The organism is Micromonospora sp. NPDC049051, from assembly GCF_043197575.1.
In the GTDB taxonomy this organism is placed as follows: Bacteria; Actinomycetota; Actinomycetes; order Mycobacteriales; family Micromonosporaceae; genus Micromonospora.
Map to the genome: position 1 here is coordinate 1 of NZ_JBICTL010000014.1, position 19,265 is coordinate 19,265.

The 19,265-nt window shown below is 70.2% G+C and carries 17 protein-coding genes; 4 read left to right on the plus strand and 13 right to left on the minus strand.

What is annotated here, in order from left to right; genetic code table 11:
- A partial coding sequence (locus tag ACGFIR_RS30635; RefSeq protein WP_393148790.1) for a hypothetical protein occupies positions 1-204 on the plus strand: 204 nt, incomplete at its 5' end.
- A gap of 252 nt (positions 205-456) precedes the next feature.
- Positions 457-702: a hypothetical protein gene (locus tag ACGFIR_RS30640; RefSeq protein ID WP_393148792.1), complete on the plus strand. Its 246-nt coding sequence runs from the start codon at positions 457-459 to the stop codon at positions 700-702.
- Positions 703-986: 284 nt separating this feature from the next.
- Here the strand turns inward: ACGFIR_RS30640 and ACGFIR_RS30645 are convergent, their stop codons facing one another.
- The 6 genes from ACGFIR_RS30645 to ACGFIR_RS30670 all read right to left on the minus strand — a co-directional run bounded on the left by ACGFIR_RS30645 (position 987) and on the right by ACGFIR_RS30670 (position 9,683).
- On the minus strand, positions 987-4,406 hold the full coding sequence (locus tag ACGFIR_RS30645) for an NUDIX domain-containing protein (protein WP_393148794.1): 3,420 nt from the start codon (positions 4,404-4,406) through the stop codon (positions 987-989).
- Between the two features lie 61 nt (positions 4,407-4,467).
- The gene (locus ACGFIR_RS30650; protein WP_393148796.1) at positions 4,468-5,037 is read right to left on the minus strand and encodes a hypothetical protein; all 570 of its coding nucleotides are present in this window, start codon (positions 5,035-5,037) and stop codon (positions 4,468-4,470) included.
- Positions 5,038-5,095: 58 nt separating this feature from the next.
- Entirely contained in the window at positions 5,096-6,025 is a 930-nt protein-coding gene (locus tag ACGFIR_RS30655; protein ID WP_393148798.1) for a PHP domain-containing protein, read from the minus strand.
- Positions 6,026-6,469: 444 nt separating this feature from the next.
- Positions 6,470-6,964 carry a DUF4913 domain-containing protein gene (locus ACGFIR_RS30660; RefSeq protein WP_393148800.1) on the minus strand — a complete coding sequence of 165 codons (495 nt, stop codon included), beginning with the start codon at positions 6,962-6,964 and terminating at the stop codon, positions 6,470-6,472.
- Positions 6,961-8,739, minus strand: a complete 1,779-nt coding sequence (locus ACGFIR_RS30665) for a type IV secretory system conjugative DNA transfer family protein (protein ID WP_393148802.1) — start codon at positions 8,737-8,739, stop codon at positions 6,961-6,963. Before ACGFIR_RS30665 ends, ACGFIR_RS30660 begins: the two co-directional genes overlap by 4 nt.
- Positions 8,736-9,683 carry a hypothetical protein gene (locus ACGFIR_RS30670; RefSeq protein ID WP_393148804.1) on the minus strand — a complete coding sequence of 316 codons (948 nt, stop codon included), beginning with the start codon at positions 9,681-9,683 and terminating at the stop codon, positions 8,736-8,738. Before ACGFIR_RS30670 ends, ACGFIR_RS30665 begins: the two co-directional genes overlap by 4 nt.
- Positions 9,684-9,847: 164 nt before the next feature.
- Between ACGFIR_RS30670 and ACGFIR_RS30675 the strand changes: the two genes are divergently transcribed.
- Complete coding sequence (locus ACGFIR_RS30675) at positions 9,848-10,003, plus strand: hypothetical protein (RefSeq protein WP_393148806.1); 156 nt, start codon at positions 9,848-9,850, stop codon at positions 10,001-10,003.
- A gap of 317 nt (positions 10,004-10,320) precedes the next feature.
- On the opposite strand, the gene ACGFIR_RS30680 is transcribed toward ACGFIR_RS30675, so the two are convergent.
- The 7 genes from ACGFIR_RS30680 to ACGFIR_RS30710 form a co-directional block, all read right to left on the minus strand.
- A complete protein-coding gene (locus ACGFIR_RS30680) occupies positions 10,321-11,661 on the minus strand; it encodes a tyrosine-type recombinase/integrase (RefSeq protein ID WP_393148808.1) in 1,341 nt (446 codons plus the stop codon).
- Positions 11,662-11,792: 131 nt separating this feature from the next.
- Entirely contained in the window at positions 11,793-12,146 is a 354-nt protein-coding gene (locus tag ACGFIR_RS30685; RefSeq protein WP_393148810.1) for a DNA-binding protein, read from the minus strand.
- Between the two features lie 378 nt (positions 12,147-12,524).
- Positions 12,525-12,833: a hypothetical protein gene (locus ACGFIR_RS30690; protein WP_393148812.1), complete on the minus strand. Its 309-nt coding sequence runs from the start codon at positions 12,831-12,833 to the stop codon at positions 12,525-12,527.
- A gap of 541 nt (positions 12,834-13,374) precedes the next feature.
- Positions 13,375-13,926 (minus strand): DNA cytosine methyltransferase, encoded by a 552-nt coding sequence (locus tag ACGFIR_RS30695; RefSeq protein ID WP_393148814.1) that lies wholly within the window; start codon positions 13,924-13,926, stop codon positions 13,375-13,377.
- Positions 13,923-14,792 carry a hypothetical protein gene (locus ACGFIR_RS30700; protein ID WP_393148816.1) on the minus strand — a complete coding sequence of 290 codons (870 nt, stop codon included), beginning with the start codon at positions 14,790-14,792 and terminating at the stop codon, positions 13,923-13,925. The genes ACGFIR_RS30695 and ACGFIR_RS30700 overlap by 4 nt, the downstream gene beginning before the upstream one ends.
- On the minus strand, positions 14,789-15,757 hold the full coding sequence (locus ACGFIR_RS30705; protein ID WP_393148818.1) for a TRM11 family SAM-dependent methyltransferase: 969 nt from the start codon (positions 15,755-15,757) through the stop codon (positions 14,789-14,791). The genes ACGFIR_RS30700 and ACGFIR_RS30705 overlap by 4 nt, the downstream gene beginning before the upstream one ends.
- On the minus strand, positions 15,741-16,646 hold the full coding sequence (locus ACGFIR_RS30710; RefSeq protein WP_393148820.1) for a hypothetical protein: 906 nt from the start codon (positions 16,644-16,646) through the stop codon (positions 15,741-15,743). Before ACGFIR_RS30710 ends, ACGFIR_RS30705 begins: the two co-directional genes overlap by 17 nt.
- A gap of 1,199 nt (positions 16,647-17,845) precedes the next feature.
- On the opposite strand from ACGFIR_RS30710, the gene ACGFIR_RS30715 reads away from it, so the two are divergent.
- Complete coding sequence (locus ACGFIR_RS30715; protein ID WP_393148822.1) at positions 17,846-18,712, plus strand: hypothetical protein; 867 nt, start codon at positions 17,846-17,848, stop codon at positions 18,710-18,712.
- The last annotated feature ends 553 nt before the right edge of the window (positions 18,713-19,265 follow it).

The window sequence follows — 19,265 nt, forward strand, 5'->3', positions numbered from 1 at the left end:
ACCGTCACGGAGAGGAACCTGGCCGAGGAGATCGACCAGGTGGTCACCCGGACCCTCGCCCGGTCATGGGACAACGCAGACGCTCGCAACCGAGGGGTCCGCCGCGCCACCGCCGCGGTCTTCCGCCGGTACATGTTGAAGCCGGTGGGGGAGCCGTACGACTCCACCGTCGCCTACATCGAAGCCCACTACCTCGTCGACTGACGAATGCGCGGAATCCCGGCAACCTGTGGCGCTCGCCGGGACTCGTGCACTGTTCGGGCCCTCTGCCGCAGGCCGGACCGGGCCGTGAACAGAGCCCAAAGCGGGAGGCACACCGATTCCGGTTTCGTACGCCTTCCGGGCCCGTCAGGGATCCCGAGCCGTTAGCTCAACTTTGGCGGCTGGTCGCACGTTCGTTAACAGCGCTCCAGGGCCCGCTGGTCGCTGACCAGCCACTGCGAGAGGATTTACACCATGCCCATCCCCGCCGAATGGCTTGAGGCCCAGTCAGCGCCCGGCTACGTCGTCTGCGCGCACCGCGTCTGCAGTAAGAAGGCGAGGCCCTACGTCACCGATCACGTCTGCTGCGGCAACCCCAAGCACGATGCCGCCCACGAGGCCGCCCGCGCCGTCGAGCAGCCTCCTGCCGAGGTCTACGGGCTCGGCGACCTGCGCGCTGACGTGGCCGCCGGAATCCGGCGCCGGCTCGGGCGTCGCTGAGACATCCTCAGCCGCGCTTCCGAGCCGGCCAAGAGGCGCCTGACGCCGCCGGCTAGCGGCCGTGACCGCGGTCTGCGCTGTGGCTCTGCTGAGATGGCGGGCGCTGGGACGGCGGCTTGCTGGGCCGAGCCCCGGCCACCGGGATGCCGGACCTGTCCGTGGACCTGGACGATCCCGCCGCGCTGGCGGTCTGCCCGACCGCAGCGGCGGGTCTGTCGGCTCCGCCTGAGAGGTTGAGCCGGCGTTGACAGCAAGCCGTTGTACGGCCTCGCGTAGCTCGGGCCCTATCGCGTTGGCTCCGCGCCTTTGCCGTCTTCCCGCCTCGCAGCCTTGGCTGGTCCGGGTTGTTCGGCGTGACGCTCAGGCTGTCTTGGCAGGGACTGACGGGTGCTTCTTGGGAAGGCCTTAGCCGCTGCAGCAATGGATGCGGATGCTCCCGCTTGCTGGGATGAGGAGACTTGAGGATCCACCCGCGGTTGAGGGATGACGTCCGACCGAGGCACGTGGCCTCGTGAAACGGTTAGATCAGGGATCCTGGACGTAGGGGTGCGCCAAGCCATCGGAGCGTTCGAGCTGTGGATGATCCAGTCGGTGTCGCGGAAGTGGGAAGAGAGGGAGCGGCCGAGCGTGGTCGCGTCGAACGGCCCGCTGGACTCGAAGATCCCCAGGGACAGCGGTCTTCCCAGAGTCTTTTCCCACCTGCGCGTCCAGTCGGTCAGCGTGGGGAGGGTGCCCATCGCTGTTCGCTTGTCCAGATACCCATGGCCATTCATGAAGTCGCCCAGGTAGCGATCGGAGTGGTGGTCCCGCCAGTATGTGCGGGCGGCCCGGACGATTGCGGTGCTGTTGATGTCGAGGTCGAAGTCGCTGGGCATTGGTTCCAGGCCGAGGCGCCACATGGCGTCGTATGGGCGGCGTAGGGGGCGCTCCCGGCTCTCACCGAACCAGTCGCGAAGTCGTCGTGTCGCCGTCGGATTGCTGGCCAGGTCGTCTTCGCGTGGCATCGTCTTGTGGATTCCCGAGAAGAATCCGGCACCGGTGCCTTTGAGGCGGATGTCGAGCTGCGACGGATCAATGCCGTCGTGCTCGAGCGCCTCCAGCATCTGCGTGCCGAACTGCTGGTAGAGCTCCGGGGTCATGCCCATGGGCGCCTCGCCAGTGAGCATCCACTTGACTTGGACCGGGTTGATGCCGAGAAAGTCCAGGTCGCGCTTGGTGATGACGTATCCGGAGTCGTCCCGCGGCCACCAACGTGGGACCTCCTCTTCGCCGTCGAGGATGCGCATGATCTGGCCATCGATCGGGTCGGTGGGGTCGAGTTGTGCCGTGATGGTGAGGGGACGCCAATGAGAGGGGATGGCTTCTGAATCCGGCCTTCCCGCCGTGTCGTTCGTTGGAGTCTCCGCCGCATCCTCCAGGGACGGGGCGCCGAGGGTGATGCTGCTCGCTGCGGTTTGTTCTGCATCAACGGCCGGCGCCTTGCCGGTAAAAACGCCGTCCAGTGTGACCAGGCTGTCGCCCGGTAGCGTGACCAGCTCCTTCTGCGCGAAGTAGCCCATCCCGGTCATGGGGATGGACAGGATGTCCTGGGCAGGCTTGCGGTCGATCAGGATCACGGCGTGGCCGCCGCGCTTCTCCAGCCAATCGGCGACGATCTGGCGGTCTGCGGCCCAGCTTGCCAGTGGCCGTTGGCGTGCCTCGAAGGTGTCGCCGACGTTCAGGCCGGCCCAGTCTGGCTGCGGGGCTCCCTCCTGCCAGGTCAGGGCCCGATAGGCGATAACTTCGGTGATGCCCCGGTTGGCGAAGATTTCTTGGGTCATCTCGTACTGGGTGCGCAGGAAGTCTCGCAGCGCGTCACGGTTGTAGTCGAGTTCGAGGGCTACGGCGTCGCGTGTCTTCGGGTCCGTTCGCCACTCCAGCACAGCCGTGAGGCCGAACTCCTCCTTGGTGGCTTCCTGCAGGGCCAACACGCGCACGTTGTTGTTGGAGCCGTACGACCAGGCACTCATCAGTTCGCTGACCGCGATCCAGCGGACGAGGGTTTCGGCGCGTGGATCGTCCATGCGCACAACCTTGTCGAGGGCTTGCCGAGGGTTTGCCGGGTCGAGCTCGTCGACGCGAAGGACATCGGCTCCCATCGAGGGGTACTGCTCGTTGTGCGGTACGAGGACGTAGCGGCTGTCGCCTAACCGATGTCCCATGTCAGTGCCGACCACCAGGCCGAACGCTGCTAGAACGAGTTCGGGCGTCGAAGACCGCATCCGCTCGGCAATGGCCTGGATGGCGATGGTCTTGGCCTGACCAGTTTCGGTGATGCGACCGTCGTCGGTCAGCAGCGCCTCGCTGATCTGCTGATGGTCGATCCGTTCCTGTGAACCTGGCGGCGGGGCCAGAGGGTAGTGCCGCTCGGGCGTCGAGTCGGGAAGTGTGATCCGCTCGCCTGGTGGTCGGGGGAGCAGTGGTGCTGTTCCGACCGCGTGCTGCGCGACCTGGTCGAACCGCTCCATGACCGCGTCGTGTAGATCGGGCCGATCGAGCTGCTCGAAGAGGGGGCGCAGGCCGTCGAGCTGCCGCCGCATGATCTCTAGGTCGACCGCAGGGATCGGGTTGTCCACCCAGGAGAACACGTGTGGCTCGACCTGGCGGTAAAAGATGTGGACGAAGGGGTTAGCAGCGTCCGGGAGGGCGCCGTGCGAGGCGGCTGCGTCGGGGACCGTGATCAGACTGCGCTGTCCTCCAAGGTGAACGTGACCGACGGTGACGTCGTGCGTAGCGGTCAGCGCATAGTGCAGGCCGAGGAACACACCATCGCGGGTTGCGATCATCCCTTCGTTCGCCAGGTCCGTCAGGCTCTGGTAGAGGTCGGAAGCTGGCTCGCCGGGCATGTGATCGGTGTAGAGCTCCCGAAGGCCCAGCGGGTATGAAAGCGGGACGCGGGCGCCCACCGCCCGACCGACGTACGCGTCGAGCACTTTGAGCTTTGCGTCCTCGTTCCGTACGTACTTCTCGTAGACGGCGAGCGTGCCGTCGTTGAACGTGACCAGCTCTCGGCACGCGATGCCATCACCATGGTCGAGCGCCTCCCGGGAAACCACGTGGGCGCGAGTGGCCGGGTGCGCCGGCAACGGAAGCCCGCTGGCGGAGCGCGCGGCAGGGGCAGCCGTGGGCGGCTCGGCATCCAGCATCGCGTCGAGCGCCGCCTGGACTTTCGGCCAGCTCCTGGCAAAGCCAGGATGCAGGTCCAGGTTTGGTACATCGGAGAGCGGCACCCAGGCCAGCGCCACGGATTCGCCCTCGACCGGCTGTACCGGCACCCGCCGGTCAAGCGAGACGATCACCGTGTCGTACGACCAACCGCCGTGGTCATCCCGGATCACCAGCTCAGTGCGGGCGTGGGCGGGATCGAGATCACTCTCTTCCACAGCTTCACGGATTGCGGCCTCCGCCGCGGACTCGTGGCTGTCGCGTGCGCCTCCAAGTAACGCCCAAGTTCCTCCTTGGTCGGTGTCGGCACCCCGATGATGCATGAGCACGTAGGTCTCGCCGTCTGCGCCACCATGGATGGGCAGCAGCCCGGCCGCGCCGAATCTGCCCCAATGCGCGTGGCCTTGGGCGCAGTTCACCCAACCGTCCCCCGTCATGGCGGGTAGCGCTGGCTCCGGCATGCGCGGCCAACCCGCCTCGTCAGTCGGCTGCTCGCTCACCCAGTCCCCCGTCCGGTGGTGTTATCAGGTCACGTCTAGATCAATTCCGCTCAAGACGGGTTCAGGCATCGCGAAGGAAGGACTCGGCCTGGCGTTGGAGGGCCGGGGGAGCGGCAGACCATACCGAGCTGCGCATCACCTCGCGCAGCTTGACCGCCTTCACGTCTCTGGGGGCGTCCTTACGCAGGCCAACGTGCGGCCACAGCTGGTCCAGATTGTCGTACGGGAGGTCCCATGAGGGTCCGATACCCGGTTCCGCAGTGCCGATCGGTTCCTGAGGCGGTACGTGAACTTGATCAGCAGTGGCGGCGGGGGCAACCTCGATAAGGGTGAGACCGCACTGCTCGATGGTGTCGACGAGCAGTGCGCGGTGCGCTTGGATGGCGTCGGCGGAAGGTGGCTCCCCTTCGAAGAGCAGGGTGAGCACCCAGCCGGACTCGCCGGCGCGCGCGAGGTCCAGGATCAGGCGGGTGTCGACGCTATCGGCGAAGGCGCGGTGGGCGATGCTCTTCGCCGCTCCGGGGCCCTGGATACGAGGGGCCTGTTCAAGCTGGAGGATGCTGAGCAGGTGCTGTAGCTGGTCGGATGTCAGCTCTCCCTGAGAGAGCACCCGGAGCGCGGGCCAGAGCATGCGGAATTCCCTTCTCGGGTTTACAGCCAGTCACCGGGGACGGCGCGACAGTTCAAGATCAGGATTGCTCCTTGGAAGGATCGCGACCTGATCTCAGGTAGATCGGGTTGCTCCAAGCGCGCCGTCCGTTGACGTCCTCGACTGTGACTCGACACCACCCGCGCCTGAACATCACCACCGGTAGGGAACACTTCGTCAGTGCCTCTCCCTGGATCACCTGCGCACCCGGATCACCTCCGGTGATCAGTACTTTGCGTGCGGGTGAGCAGTGCACCGTGATGAAGTCGCCGTCGAGCTGGATGTTGTGCAGCTCAGGTCCGGTGCTTGAGTAGTAATGACCGGCCTTGAGTGCGGCGAGGAGTGCCTCCGGGGCGAGGGATTCGGCGCGCACCTGAACCCAGGCCGCGCAGCCCGGCGGGTCCTGGGGCTGGAAATGTGCGTCATCGGCAGCGTAGGTGGTCAGCCTGTGTCCCCGGTTGAGCAGGACGTCAGTCAGGTGCCAGCTGTCGCCACGGTCCTCGCGTGCCGAGAGCGCGTTGTAGACCTCGACAGCGTGGGCCGCATCCAGGCTCTCGGCATCGGCAGTGGTGAGGAGAGAAGCCGCAGGGTGAGCCATGCCGATGAACGCGCCAGCCGCCCGTGCCCGGCGTGCCAGTTGGGGAGCGCCTTCGCTGGGCTCGGGAGGTGGGAAGTCGAGTGGCAGCCCCACCGCAAGGATGTGCCATTCCGAAGAGAACTCCGTGCGCGGGGGATGCAGCTCGGCGCCCAACAGCGTGGTGAACCCGCGCGTGCGCAGCGCCTGGGTGTCAGTTAGGGGAAACCCGTACTTGGCTCGGAAGTGATCAGTGATGGCCAGGAAGTCGTAGCCGGCTTCTTGGTAGCGGCGGGTGATCTCCTCGGGGGGAAGCGCCCCGTCGGACCGGTCGGAATGAGTGTGGAGATTGCCCCGCCAGAAGCGACCGGGCCGGTTGAAGGGCAGATCAATCACGCGCATCGTCCGTCGATCACGTGTCCTCGTTTCGTGTGGCAGTGACTTGGACTATCGATGGCTGTGCTTTGCCTCATGTCGACGGACGCTGTCGGGTGCGCCTGCGTAGTCGCAGTGCCGACACCGGGTCCAGGGGCAGTCGACAGCGTCGACGGCGGTGTCGGTCACGGACCTTTGAGGGCCGAAGCCGTGGCGGTGGAGGAGCTGCGGCACCGAGCTGCCGTATTCGAGCGCCATCAGTGCTGCTTCCGCGATCTTGTCGTGGCCGCGGACGAAGTAGGAGCCGATGGCGGTGTCCCTGCCGCATCCACACCAGCAAGTTCCGGTGGGGAGCAGTCGGGGTAGGGGGCGCATCGGGCTCTCAGACACCTCTTCAAGGTAGTCAATCAAGATTGGTTGTCAAGATTATTCGTTGGATGTCGCGAAGCCAGCGCCGAGAGCAAGCTAGTTGCTGTCAGCGTCGGGGAGTTGGGCGAGAACCTCTGACGGTGCTGGTTCGACGGGCAGGGGTCGGGGTTCGGTGTGTTTGTCGGGGCTGCAGCGGCTGAAGGGCCCGTACTCGGCGGCGAGCGCGGCGAGGTGGGGGTCGAGGTGGTCGCGCCACCAGATGCTCATGCCGGTTTGCGGGTCGCTGACCCGCAGGGTTTCCCAGGCTCGCCATAGCGCGTACAGGCGGGAGATCGCCTCCGGGTGGGCCCACCAGCGAGGACACCAGTTCACCCCGGAGGTCGGCCCAGACGCGAGGCGCCGCTCGACGACGTGGGCGAGGTAGTCGGCGACGAACGCCTCCACGCTGTGGAAGACCGGCTCCGGTGCGGCATCGTCGGCTGAGGGTGTGGCGGCCGGCGGCGTCACGTCCGGGTCGCCAGCGAGCTGGCCGAGTAGTGCGGTGAGGTCGGCGACCGGATCGTTGGTCGGCCCGGTGGTCGGTGTAATCATGCGTTGGGCTCCGGCGGGGCGTCGGGGGTGAGGGTCCAGTCGGTGCGGCCGTGTGGGTCCCAGTGGTCGATCGACGCGCGGATCGCCTCGGCGTACGGGCCGTCCTGCCAGGGGGCGGTGCGGGCGAGTGCGGGCGGGGCGCCGGAGGCGTAGACGACCATCCGGCCGCGGGGCAGGGCGTGCAGGTCGGAGACGTCGAGGATGCGCTGGCGGCGGGTGGCGTGCGAGACCGACCGCTGGCCCCACCCGGATCCGCTGCTGCTGGTCGACCTGGTCGTCACGTCGTGCTCGCCGATGAGCTTGGACAGTTCTTCGAGCCAGTCGGGGTCGGCGACGCCGCCGCCGTAGGTGCGTACGTTCGCCGCGGACCAGAGTTTGCGCATGCCCTCGCGGCCCCACACGTCGACGCCTTGGGGGTAGGACTGCAGGATCGTGATGATGGGCAGGCCGTGGGAGCCGTAGTACGAGTAGAGGTTGGGCAACTGCCGGAGGCGGCAGATGTTGGCGGCCTCGTCGAGGATGCTCAGCAGCGGCGGGTCGAGGCGCCGGCCGGGGCAGGTGCGGGCGCGTAGCTCGCCGGCGCGCAGGACGGCGTCGGTGAGGGCGGCGACCAGAGGGGCGGGGGAGCCGGGGCCGCCCTGGGACAGCAGGTACAGCACGTCGGTGGAGGCGACGAAGGCGGCCGGGTCGAACTCGAGGACCCCGCCGCGCGTGGGTGGGGTGACCCAGGCGGTGACCGTCGGCTCGGTGAGGCACATGAGCATCTTCTGCGCGCCCGCGTAGATGCCGCCCCTCGTCTTGTCGGGCATGTTGACCACCCCGGCGACCGCGTCAGCGGGCAGCTCGTAGCCGCGCTCGCGCAGCAGCTCCGCCGGCTCGTCGTCGCGAGGGCGGACAGCCCACCGGTACGCGGCGAGGATGTCCCGGCCGGCCACGGCCGCCGCGAGCAGCAGGTTCGCCACCAACTCCTCGGAGCTCGGGTCGAAGAAGGCGTCGCGGCTGACGCCGGGCTCGCGCTCGGCGGAGGCAAAGTGCTCGGCCAGGCGCCGGGCGTCGGTGATGGTGGCCACGGCCCGCAGCGGGTTCCACCACATGCCCTGCTTGGGCCCGAGGATGTGCTGCGGGTCGAACGCCCACACGGTGCCGCGGGCGGCGCGGATCTCGCGGGTGGCGTCGACGATGTCGCCCTTGACGCTGGTGACCAGGGTCGGCCCGGGGGCGGCGACGATGGCGGGGATCGCCCGGCAGGTGGTCTTGCCGGTGCGCGGGCCCCAGATGTCGACGGCCATGTCCTCCCACGACTGGCGCAGCGGCATCCCGCCGGCGACGGTGTGGGCGATCAGCACGCCGAGCTGGTCGGGGTCGGGCCGGTCGACGTCGGCGAGGCTGGGCCGCAGCCGCCGCCCGCTGTCAGCGACACCCTTCGGCCCGAGGCGCGCGAGGTCTCTGCGGCTGGCCATGCGGCGGGCGGCCGGATCGACGCGGGTGCGGCGCCGACGAACCCACCGCCAGGCGGCGGCCCCACCGACGGACAGGAGAAGCAGGACGGTCACCTCGGCGACGGCGATGAGGGTGCAGGTGATGGTCCAGGTGATGTCACCGCGCAGCACCGCGGCAGCGACCTGGATCGGTCCGCCGCCGGTGTATCCGGGCGGGCGGGCCAGCACGACGGGCAGCCACGCGCCGCTGGCGAGGACCAGGACCCCGGCGGCGATGCTGCCGACGATGAGGCCCGCGTCGTCGTGGCCACCGCGCGGCCCGGCCGGCCGGCTCATGCCATGGTCCAGCGGAAGTCGGTGTTGCCGAGCCGCATCTCCGTCTCGGTGGGTTCCAGGTGCACCGGGATACCCGGCCGCGATCCGACCTTGATCAGGAAGTTGCCACGGCCGACGGTGCCGCTGCCCTCAGCCGAGGTCCAAGACGGCGGCGCCGACCAGGACAGCACCTCGCGCCGCTCGGCGTGCGAGAGCGGCCGGACTCGCGCGACCGCGTCGAGTTCCTGCTCGGAGCATGGGCCGATCATCAGCACCGCGGAGCGCTCGGCGAAGCCGCGGGCCTTGGCCCGGTCGTGGGCGGTGGGCAGCGCCTCCAGGTCCGCCAGGCTGTGGGTAATGAAGGCGGTGCCGGTGCCCTTCTGCCGGTTGAGGCGGGTGAGTCCGTCGGCGCGGTCGACCAGGCCGTGCCCGACGCGCAGCGCCCGCCACAGCTCGTCGAGCACGGTGAAGAAGGTCCGGGCGGGGGCGAGGCCGAGGTCGGCCATCAGGTGCGCGGCCTCCACCTGGGCGAAGCCGTAGGACCAGGTCGACAGCAGGGTCGCGGCGGTGCGTAGCTCGTCGGTGTCGTCGATGCTGGAGATGTCGACGCACACGGCCGGGGTGTCGAGGCGGATCGGCGTGGTGGTCTGACCCTCGAAGGTGTCGCCGAGCGGTCCGTGCAGCAGCGCCAGCAGGGTGCGGTGCAGGTTGGCGACGTCCTCACGGAAGCGGGGGACGTCCCCGTCTTCCTGCCAGAGGGTGACCGCGCGGACCTCGGCCGGGGCGTCGCGGATGACGCGCAGGACGTCGGAGAGCACCGGCGGAGTGTCGGTCTCCCGCTCGGCGAGGTAGCGCAGCGCGGCGGCCAGGACGGTGGTCTCGTCGGAGGTGACGGGCCCGCGCCTGATGAGGGTGGCCAGGGCGACGAGCATGTTCAGCCGCCGGTCGGTCACCGCGGCGCGCACGACGGCGCCGGTGCGCTCGTCGACGCGGTCGAGGACCTGCCGCCACGGGCCGGCATCCAGGGGAGTTGATGCGATCGAGGCCGGGCCCGACGCGCAGCACCTGCCCGCCGAGCGCGCGGACCAGCTCGGCGTAGTCGGGCTTGAGGTCGCCGAGGATCAGCGGCGTGACGCCCTGGGCCGTGAGCCCGAGGACCATCCGCCGCACCGCCGTGCTCTTGCCCATGCCGGGCTCGCCCTCGATCCACACCGACGGGTTGGAGATCAGCCGCGCGCGGGTGTACCAGGAGATCGGGTCGAAGCAGACCGCGCTGCCGCTGTAGAGGTGCCGGCCGACCGGCACGCCGATCATCGGCGTCGACGCGCCGGTGCCGAACGGATACAGGCCGCTCACCCTGCGCGGTGGTGCCCGGTGGGTGGTTCGATCCATGGCCACGGGCCGCCGCCGGGTGCGCCGTAGCCGAGGCGGCCGGGCCGACGACCGGCCGGTCGACGGCGTGGCGGTGGTGGGAGGCAGGGGGCCGAGCGGTCAGGCGAGAAGTGCCGGAACGCGTAAAACCGGCCCCTCCCAAGGTGGGAAGGGCCGGTTCGTGTCGGGCTGCTACGGCGTCAGGACACCTCGAGTGGATGCGGGGATGGGTCAGGCAGCGCGGTTGTCGCGGGGGATGAGGTCGGCGACGGCGTCGGCGCTGCCGCGTTCGAGTTCGAGGATGACGGTGGTGTAGGTGTCGGAGGTCAGGCTGATGGTGGAGTGGCCGAGGGTTTCTTGGACTTCTTTCATGTCGGCGCCGCCGTGGCGGAGGTAGGTGGCGGCGCAGTGGCGGAGGTCGTGCAACCGTACTGGCGGCAGGCCGGCCTTCGCGACGAGGCGGTCGAAGCGGTCGCTGATCGTCTGGGGATGCCACTCCTTGCCGTCCGGGCGGACAAAGAACCGGCCGGTGTGGGGCCACTGGGGGCCGGCGACGTGTTGCCAGCGGCGGCGCATGTCGAGGTAGGCGCGTAGGGCGGTGATGGTTTTCGGGCCGAGGGGGATGATCCGGTCGCCGGCGTCGCTTTTGACGGGCCGGACGATGGGGGTGTAGCCGACGGTGGTGATCTGCTCGACGACGGTGAGGTAGCCGGCGTCGAGGTCGACGTCGTGGTTACGCAGCCCGCATGCTTCACCGCGGCGTAGCCCGCGGTGCAGGATCAGTAGGAACATCGCGTAGAGGGCGATGTCGTGGTGTTCGGCGTGGTCGAGGAACCGTCCGGCCTGCTCTGGCATCCACACCATGACCGGACTCGGGCGGTTGCCCGTGACCTGCCAGTGCTGAATCGCCTTCGCGGTCCACACCCGTGCTCTGGGTCGTTTGCCGGAGGGCAGTTCGACGCCGAGGGCGGGGTTGTGGGGGATCAGCTTCGACCGGATGACGGCGTCGTTGAGTGCCTTGCGGACTGTGGCGTACAGCCGTTGCATGCTGGAGGCGCCCATCGGTCGTACACCTTTGACCTTCGCGCGGGTGTGGGGGTCGGTGCTGGCGCGGGCGGCGCGGATCTCGTCCTGCTTGAGTGCGATGGCGGTGAACATGGCCTCGATGTGGCTGGTGCGCAGGCTCTGGATCGGGATCGTGCCGAGATGGGGGATCAGGTACTGGCGGATGTGGTCGGAGTAGCCGCGTACCGTTTTTTCTGCCAGGCCTCGACGTCCGGTGAGCCATGCGGTGAGATATTCGCCGGTGGTGGTGGGCACGCTGGCGGGCACACCGGCGCGGACGCGGGCGGCGACCGTGTCGGGGTCGGGTAGTGGGGTGCCGGGCCGGCAGGCGTGCAGCAGGTCGCCGATCTGCGCGGCGAGGTCGGTGTCGCCGTTGGCGAGGTCGAGCAGGTTGCGGGCGTGGCGCAGTTCGCTGGTGGCGGTGTCGCGGCTGTCGAAGCCGCTACGGCGTAGCTGCCGGCGGGTCTGTCGGGGCCGGGCGGGTAGTTCGATTTGGTAGCCCCACACGCCGTGGGTGGGGTGCCAGCCGCCGCCGGGGCGGCGTAGTTTCGGGCATCGCCCGCCTAGCCTTTTGCCGGTGTCGGGGTCGGTGCAGGTGCATCGTTTGGTGATGGCCCCTTCGGGGCTGCTCGGGCGGGTCACGGTTCCTTCTTTCCAATGCCGCCGGGGGTGTCCGGCGGGAGGGTGCTTCTGATTGCGTCGTGGTGATCGACGCTTCGCTTCGTGTCCGGGGTCAAGTCGCCGGTGGCGGGTTGCAGCCCGAGGGTGGTGAGGATTCCGGCGACGGGCACCTTGTAGCGGGAGCCGACGCGGATGACCGGCACGGGGAAGCCGCCGGTGCGGGCGAGGTCGTAGGACAGGGCGCGGCCGAGGCCGAAGATCCGCCCGGCGGTGGGCAGGTCGGTGATCGCCCCGAGCGCGCGGATGCGCTCCTCGGTCCACACCTCCCCGCCGGGTTCGCCGGTGCTCGGGTTGGTTGGGTTGGTGTTCACGGTGGGCACTCCGATGTCGAAGGGAACGACGAAGTCAGGTCCAGTGGGCGTGGTTGGCGGCGGACTGCGGCGGGGCCGGACGTCCAGACCTGCGGACGTTCCGGGCCTCGCGGACGCGGTGGCGTGGACGGGCAGAGGGCTGGCTGTGTTGGCGTGAGCCGCCGACCGGTCGTGTTGTTCGCGCCGGGGTCGCCGGCAACCTGGGAGTCGATGCCGTAGCCGTGCACTGCTGAGAGCGGTGCCGAGGCGGTGACCATGTCGATGGCGCGTCGTCGGGCGTGACGCGAGAAGCGGGCCGCGCGCTCGTGGAGTAGAAGGGCCTGTTCCGGCTCGGGTGGTACGCGTATCCGGCTGGCGGTGTGGTGGGCAGGCTGATGCTTACGAGGGCATCTGCCAGCGGCGGGGGCACAGCAGCAGCCGCAACGCGGCGGTTGCCTGCTGGGGGACGACGCCGTTGCCGAGGACCCGCAGCGCGCCGGTGCGCGGCAACGCCAGCGTGGTATCGGTGACGTGGCCGGCGGCCAGGCCCATCAGCCATTCCACGAACGGCGGCGCCAGGACCGGCTTACCGTGGCGTCCCGGTTGGGTCGGCTCCGGCACCGCACGGCCGAGGAGCAGCTCCCATCGCGCTACCGCTGCCGCGTACACGCCCCACCGGTTCGTGTCGGGGTGGCCCAGGCCCGCCACGGTGGTGCGTAGGTCCGCGCCGCCGTCGCCGTGGCGGCCGGGTCCCCGCGTGTCGGAGGCGCGGGGGGTGGGCAGGGTCCGGCCTGGTACCCGTACTGCCGCTGACGGCAGCGTGAGGTCCCCGTGCGATCCGCGTTTCCCGGGGCAGCCCTTGGTGCCGTCGCTGGCCTTCGGGGTGGGCAGCAGTACCTGTGACAGTGGCGGTCGCCATCCGGCACCGGCTCGCCGGCCTGCAGTGCCGGTGTCGCTGGCTCTCGGTGTCGGCAGTAGCCGGGCCGCGTCGTTCAACATGCGGCCCGCGTGTCCGGTGGGTGTGGCGGGTGCGACGGTGGCATTCGCTGAGGAGCGGCTGTCGGCCAGCGTCGGTGTCGGCGGCAGCTGGGTGGCGATGCCGGCGAGGCTTGGCCGGCGGGCCGCCCCGGCCGATGGGGACATGTTCGATCCGTAGGCCACCGCGGTGGGGGTTGGTAGCAGGTCGTGGCGGGTGCCGGTGGGTTCGATGAGGTCGGGCAGCCCGTACTGGTGGCCGGGGCCCTTGCCGTCACGGGCGCATGGTGTCGGCAACGTCCGCACCTCCTGCGAGGGATTCGGCGGGAGTGGCCAGCAGGAACAGCCGGTCTCTGCGGTGGGCGGCGCCGATGTCGGATGCGCGTAGGCATAGCCAGCTCGTGTCGTACCCGATCGCGGCCAGATCACGGTGGACGACGTCGAGTCCTCGCCGCAGGAGAGCGGCGACGTTCTCCACGAAGAGCAGCTGCGGTCGAAGGACGCGAACGGCTTCGGCGACGTGGTTCCAGACGCTGGAGTGCTGACCGGTGATGCCGACGCGTCTGCCCGCGTTGGATATGTCCTGGCAAGGGAATCCAGCGGTGACGATGTCGACGGGCGCGACTGTCGTCCAGTCGACGGTGCGGATGTCGCCGAGGTTGGCGACGTGTGGCCAGTGGTGGGCGCAGACGGTGGCGGCGTGCCGGTCGGTCTCGGCGTACCAGGCGAGCTGGCCGCCGAGCACCAGCTCGACGGCCATGTCGAGTCCGCCGTATCCGCTGCAGAGCGACCCGATGCGGGGGGTGGCGGTGTGCGCAATGCTCACGCCACCTCCCCGCGCCGGGCGCTGGCTGCCACCACTGGCTCGTCGTGTGGGCAGGTCCACGGCCCACAACCAGGCGCGTCCTCCGCCCGGGGGCGGGGGCGCAGGACCACCTCGTCGAGCGGCACCCGCTGTCGGTGCAGGAAGAACTGTCCGCGTAGCGGGTGGCCGTCGGCGTTGGCTCGGGCCGAGCCGTGGCGGATGGCGCGGTCGAAGGCGACCGCGTCGGTCCACTCCTGTGGGCTGTGCTCGCGTAGGGCGAGCCAGAAGCCGTCGTCGTGGAACGGGCAGCCCACGCACGACGACTTCGGCGTGTCTGCGAGACCGTGTGTGGCCAGGAAACGTAGGCAGTCGGTTCGCCGCCAGCCCAGGTCGAGCAGCGGGTGCACGTTGCGCATGTAGCCGACGTCGGAGTCGCGTGCTCGACCGATCTCGTCCACGCTGATCCCGATCGCCATCTGCGCCCAGACCCCGGCCGGTACTCGCGTCGGGTGGGGGTAGCCCAGCCGGCGCCGCACCTCCGCCTTGATGGGTTTGATCTTGTACTCGCCGGTGCATTGCCGCCGTGCCATGCCCCGCTCACCGTTCGGGCCGAGGGTGAACAGGGGCATGGAGGCGAAGCGGTGCTCCGGGTCGAGCGCGTCGGCCCGGATGTCACCGGTACCGACGCGCACGACCTCGATACCAGCCCGCTGCGCGATGCCACTCAGACGGTCCAGATGCCGGTAGACCGCAGCCGGCTCCCAGGAGGTGTCGGCGAAGATCGCCGCGTCGAACCCAGGGATCCTGCCCTGGGCGGCGAGCAGCAGGAGCGTGGAACTCTGCACGCCGGCACCCAGCGACAGGTAGCGGTGGGTGGGTGCGCTCACGCGACCACCCCGGTTCCGTCCTGCGACAGGGCGAAGATGAGGACGTCCTCGTGCGCGATGAGGTGCATCGGCACCCCGCCGGCCCTGGCCTTGCGGACCTGCTGGAGTTGGAAGAACGATGGGCGGGCGACGAGTTGCCCGTCGCGGACGGCGGCGAGCAGGGCGACGCACCGTTCGGTCGGGACGAGGCCTGCGCGCTGGCCGGCGGCGATGACGGCGCTGGGCAGGTCGACCAGTTCGCCGCGCTTGCGCCACGGGCGGGCGGTGACCACGACGACGCCGCCGGGTCGTAGCAGGGTGGCGCAGCCGGCCAGGATCTGGGCGAAGCCGTCGGCGAGGCCGGTCAGGTCGCGGTAGGCGAGGTTGCCCTTGTCCTCGCCGTACCGGTCGTCGTACTTGACGACCCCGTGCGCGCCGGGGCGGACGAGGCCGTGGACGGTCGGCCCGTACGGCGGTGAGGTGACTACGAGGGCCACCTGTCCGGTGAGGGCCTTCGGGACCAGGGACATCATTCGGGTGGCGTCGCCGCGGATCACTGATGCGCGTCCGGTGGCGCCCTGGTCGTGGGCGTGGCGGATGTTGGCGTCGGCGATGTTCGACCATTGCGGCTCGTACTCGATGCCGAAGGCGTCGCGGCCGGCGTGGACGGCCTCGACCAGGGTGGTGCCGATGCCGCACATCGGGTCCAGGACCAGGTCGCCGGGTTGGGTGTAGGCGCCGATGGCGTGGGCGGCGATCGCGGGCAGCATCCGGGCGGGATGCTTGACCGATTCCGGCACGTACCGGCCGCGTCGCTGGACGGGGCCGGTCGACTGGGCGGTGGCCCAGACGGACAGACCGCCGGCCTCGGCACGGTGGAGGCCCTCATGCTCACGCCGCCGGCCCGGATGGTCCTCCCTGGAAGCGAGGCCGTCGGTGTTCGGGTCGGGGCGTGCGGGGGTGGTGTGCTCAGGCACGGCGCTCACCGCCCGCACGGTTGCCGCGTCGCCTCGACGCCGGCGGCGGGGTGGACGTTGCGGGGGAGAACACCAGCAGGTCCGCGTGGACCCGCAGGTGCGCCACCGCCCACCGCGGGTCGCTCTGGTGGGTGAGGGTGAGCAGTTCCTCGTCGGTGACGTGGTAGACGAACGCGTCTCCGTCGGTGTCGGCGGCGACAGCGACGATGTGCTGCAGGTAGCCCAGGCCCACCTCTGCGGCGGCGGTCGCTACCGGGGTGAAGTCCTCCGGCCCACCATCGACGGCGGTGGGGACGGTGACGACCAGGACGAGGCAGCCCCCGGCGCGCAGCAGCCGCGCGCACGCGGTCAGCAACCACGCCAGCCGGATCCGATTGGTGGTGTCGTCCGAGTCCAGCGGCCAGCAGGCCACCACCAGGCTCGTCGCCTCCGCCAGGGACGCGCGGCCGGTGACGGCGCAGGTCGCTTCGGTGGGCAGGTCGGGGTCGGTGAGGTCATCACCGAACCACGTGCTCATGTCCGGCACGTCATCGCCGTTTGCGTGCACGGCGGCGGGGTCGGGGCGGGCCGGCGGGGTGGCCGGGCCGATGATCAGGCTGGACGCGTCGGTGAACCAGCCCGGGTGGTGCCGGCGGCCGCCTGCGGCGCAGACGGCGGCCAGGGCGTGGTCGGCGGTGAGGTCGACGACCACCTCGTCGGGTCGGGTGTAGGCGGCGACGAGCCGGTAGGCCAGCCGGGCGCCGATGCTGCGCCCGGCGTCGGCCGGGCCGCGCGCGGTGCGCCACACGGTGACCGGCACCGGCGGGTCGCCGGCGACCAGGTCGATCAGGGTCGGATCGACCGCGTGGGGGTCGACGGGGTGGACAGGGTCGGTGTGCTGCGGCGTGTGCTCGCTCATGTGGTGTCGGCTCCGCGCCGCGCGTGCAGTGCGCTGACACCCTTAAACCCGCGTTTGTGTGCTCCGGCGAACGCCTGCCCCACTCACAGCCGCTCACACAGCGCGACGGCGGACAACCCCCGCCACAGGGCGCGCATGCGTGGGCGCACCAGGCGGATGGCGGGGCTGACACGCCGTCACCGGATCCTGTCCGCGCGGCACCCCACGGCGCCGCCAGCGGGCGACGCCACGCCATGTCATCGCCGTATGTCGATGACATGGCCGGGTGTCATCATGTCCGCCGCGCAGCGGGGTGACATGTGCCTGGCCGTCCGACAGTTGCCGGGCGACTGGCCGGACCAGCTGACCACCGGACAAACGGACTCTGATGTCGTCGGCGTGCCGGTCGTGCCGGGCCGATGGCGTGGTACGCGACAGTGTCCGGCGCTGCGTGACCGGATATCCGCGCGCTCATGACGGTGTCAAGGGCCTGCTCAGTGGCGCCGCCGGACGCCAATGTCAACGATGCTCGTGAATGTCAACCGTGGTCGTGTCCCAAGATGCGTCGCCATCGCTGGCTGTCGCGCCACGCGCACCGCGACGACGTGACCGGCAGCCACTGTCACCACGTCCCACTGCGCCGACATGCCTCACTGACATCGTCCTTATGACACTGCGGGTTCGGTCACGCCGGCGCTGGCCTGCATGACACGCGCTGCGTGCGGTTGTCATGTCACCGCAGCGACTGCGGCCTCGACGCAGAGATGCCGGCGCCGGCCCCGACGACGATTGGCGGCGGCCGGCCGCCGCCCGACGCCGTCAACTATGCGCTCAACAGCGCAGCGTGATCCGTCGTCGCTTGCCAGCCACCGGCAGAGCCCTGTGTGAGCGCCGTTGAGCCGCTGTGAGCCGCTGTGAGCGACGCGACGGATCGCTGTGACAGCGCTGAGATGCGGCGGCCGGGGTGTGAGGCGGACCGGTCGGCGCGGGACCGGCTGTCACTCACAGCCCTGCCCAGCGGCACAGTCGCTCACGCGCCAACGAAAGAAGCGGACGTGCGGGTGGCAGGCCCGCCCGTTGCGGCGACGGCGAGCCCGGCGGCGGCATCACCGCCGTGACCTGCGGTGACAGCGCGTGTGAGTCGGCCGTGGCGTAATCGGCTGCCCAATCGCCGCCCCAATCGACGGCGACACCGCACCCCTTCCCTAGGAGTGGCAATCATGAGCGCGTCCCACACGCAATGGCCGGACTCTCCGCTGGACGCCGCCGACGTGGCATTCACGGCACTGACCAGCGACCCCGACCCCTTGTCGATCGACCTTGACCTGTTCGGCCCGGACGTCGGACTGCCCGCGGGTGTGATGCCGCTGCCGGCGGTGCGGGACTGGCTGCTGGCACACCCCCGCGACTTTCAGGCGCGCGACGCGGTGTGGGCCGAGGTGATCCGCCGCGCTCGGCTGGACGGGCCGCAGTGGGTCATCGGCGCGGTCGGCATGGCCATGCCAGCGCTGCGCCGCTACACCCGACAGCTGCGCGACGGCTACCGAGGCGATCCCGACGACATCGCAGCGGAGATCCTCACCGGGTTCCTGACGGCGCTACGCGACCACGTCGACCTCACCCGGCCCGCCCCGTACGCGGCACTGTGCCGTGCCGGGTGGCGCGCCGGCTACAAGCTGCGCCAGCAGGCCGGCGACACCACACCGGTAGAGGACGTGGAGCACGTCACCGGGCCCCGTACCCCGCAAGTGCCCTACGGGCATCCGGACGTGCTGGTCCGCCGCGCCGTCCGGCTGGGAATCCTCGACCCCGACGACGAGCAGCCCTACATCGACGTGCGGCTGGGCCGCCGGGCCATCGAACCGATCGCCGCCCGGATGGCCATCACCACCGACGCCCTGCGCATGCGACTGGGCCGCATCGACACCCGCATCGCCGAAGCCCTCGCCACCGGCCTGCTCACCGGGGCCGCGTCCCCGCAGGCCGCCGCCGCCCTCGCCGCGCGTGCCGAACGACGCGCCAACCTGCGCGCTGCCAGCCGCCACCGCGCCCGCCACGACACCCCGTCGGCGGCAGCCGCCGCCTGACAGCCCGCACCAGTTCTCGCGGCGCCCCACCGGATTCCGGTGCGGGCGCCGCGGCCTGTCGAAACGCTCCGCCGATCCGCTCGCCCGCCCGCCGCACCATCTGCCCGCGACGGGGCCCGGCGACCCTGACCGGCGGCGCCGTGACAGCTGATGGAGAGCGCCCGCAACCGGGACGTCGGCGGCTGCCGGCAGCGGCGGCACCGCCATCTGTGAGCGGCGGTGAGTTGCTGTGAGAACCAGAGGCGTTCGCCAGGGCACACAAACGGCGGTTTAAGAGCGCGAGACCGTTTCGCCCGCCACACGGTGGGCGCCATTGGTTTCGCCCGCCGCCAGGGGGCCGGGTCCGCACCGGGCCGCCCCACGTACCGGACGTCTCCGGGTGCCGCGCAGTTTGGTGCGCTGACACCTCATCGAACACACCGCCAACCCGACAAGGGAGGACGTGCTCCTCCCGGAGACGGTCGTGGTTCGTGGCGCTGTCCGCTGCCCGCGCCCCCTGACGCGGCGGTCCACCCGTCCTGACCGCCGACAACCGCCCCGCCGTCGATCGATG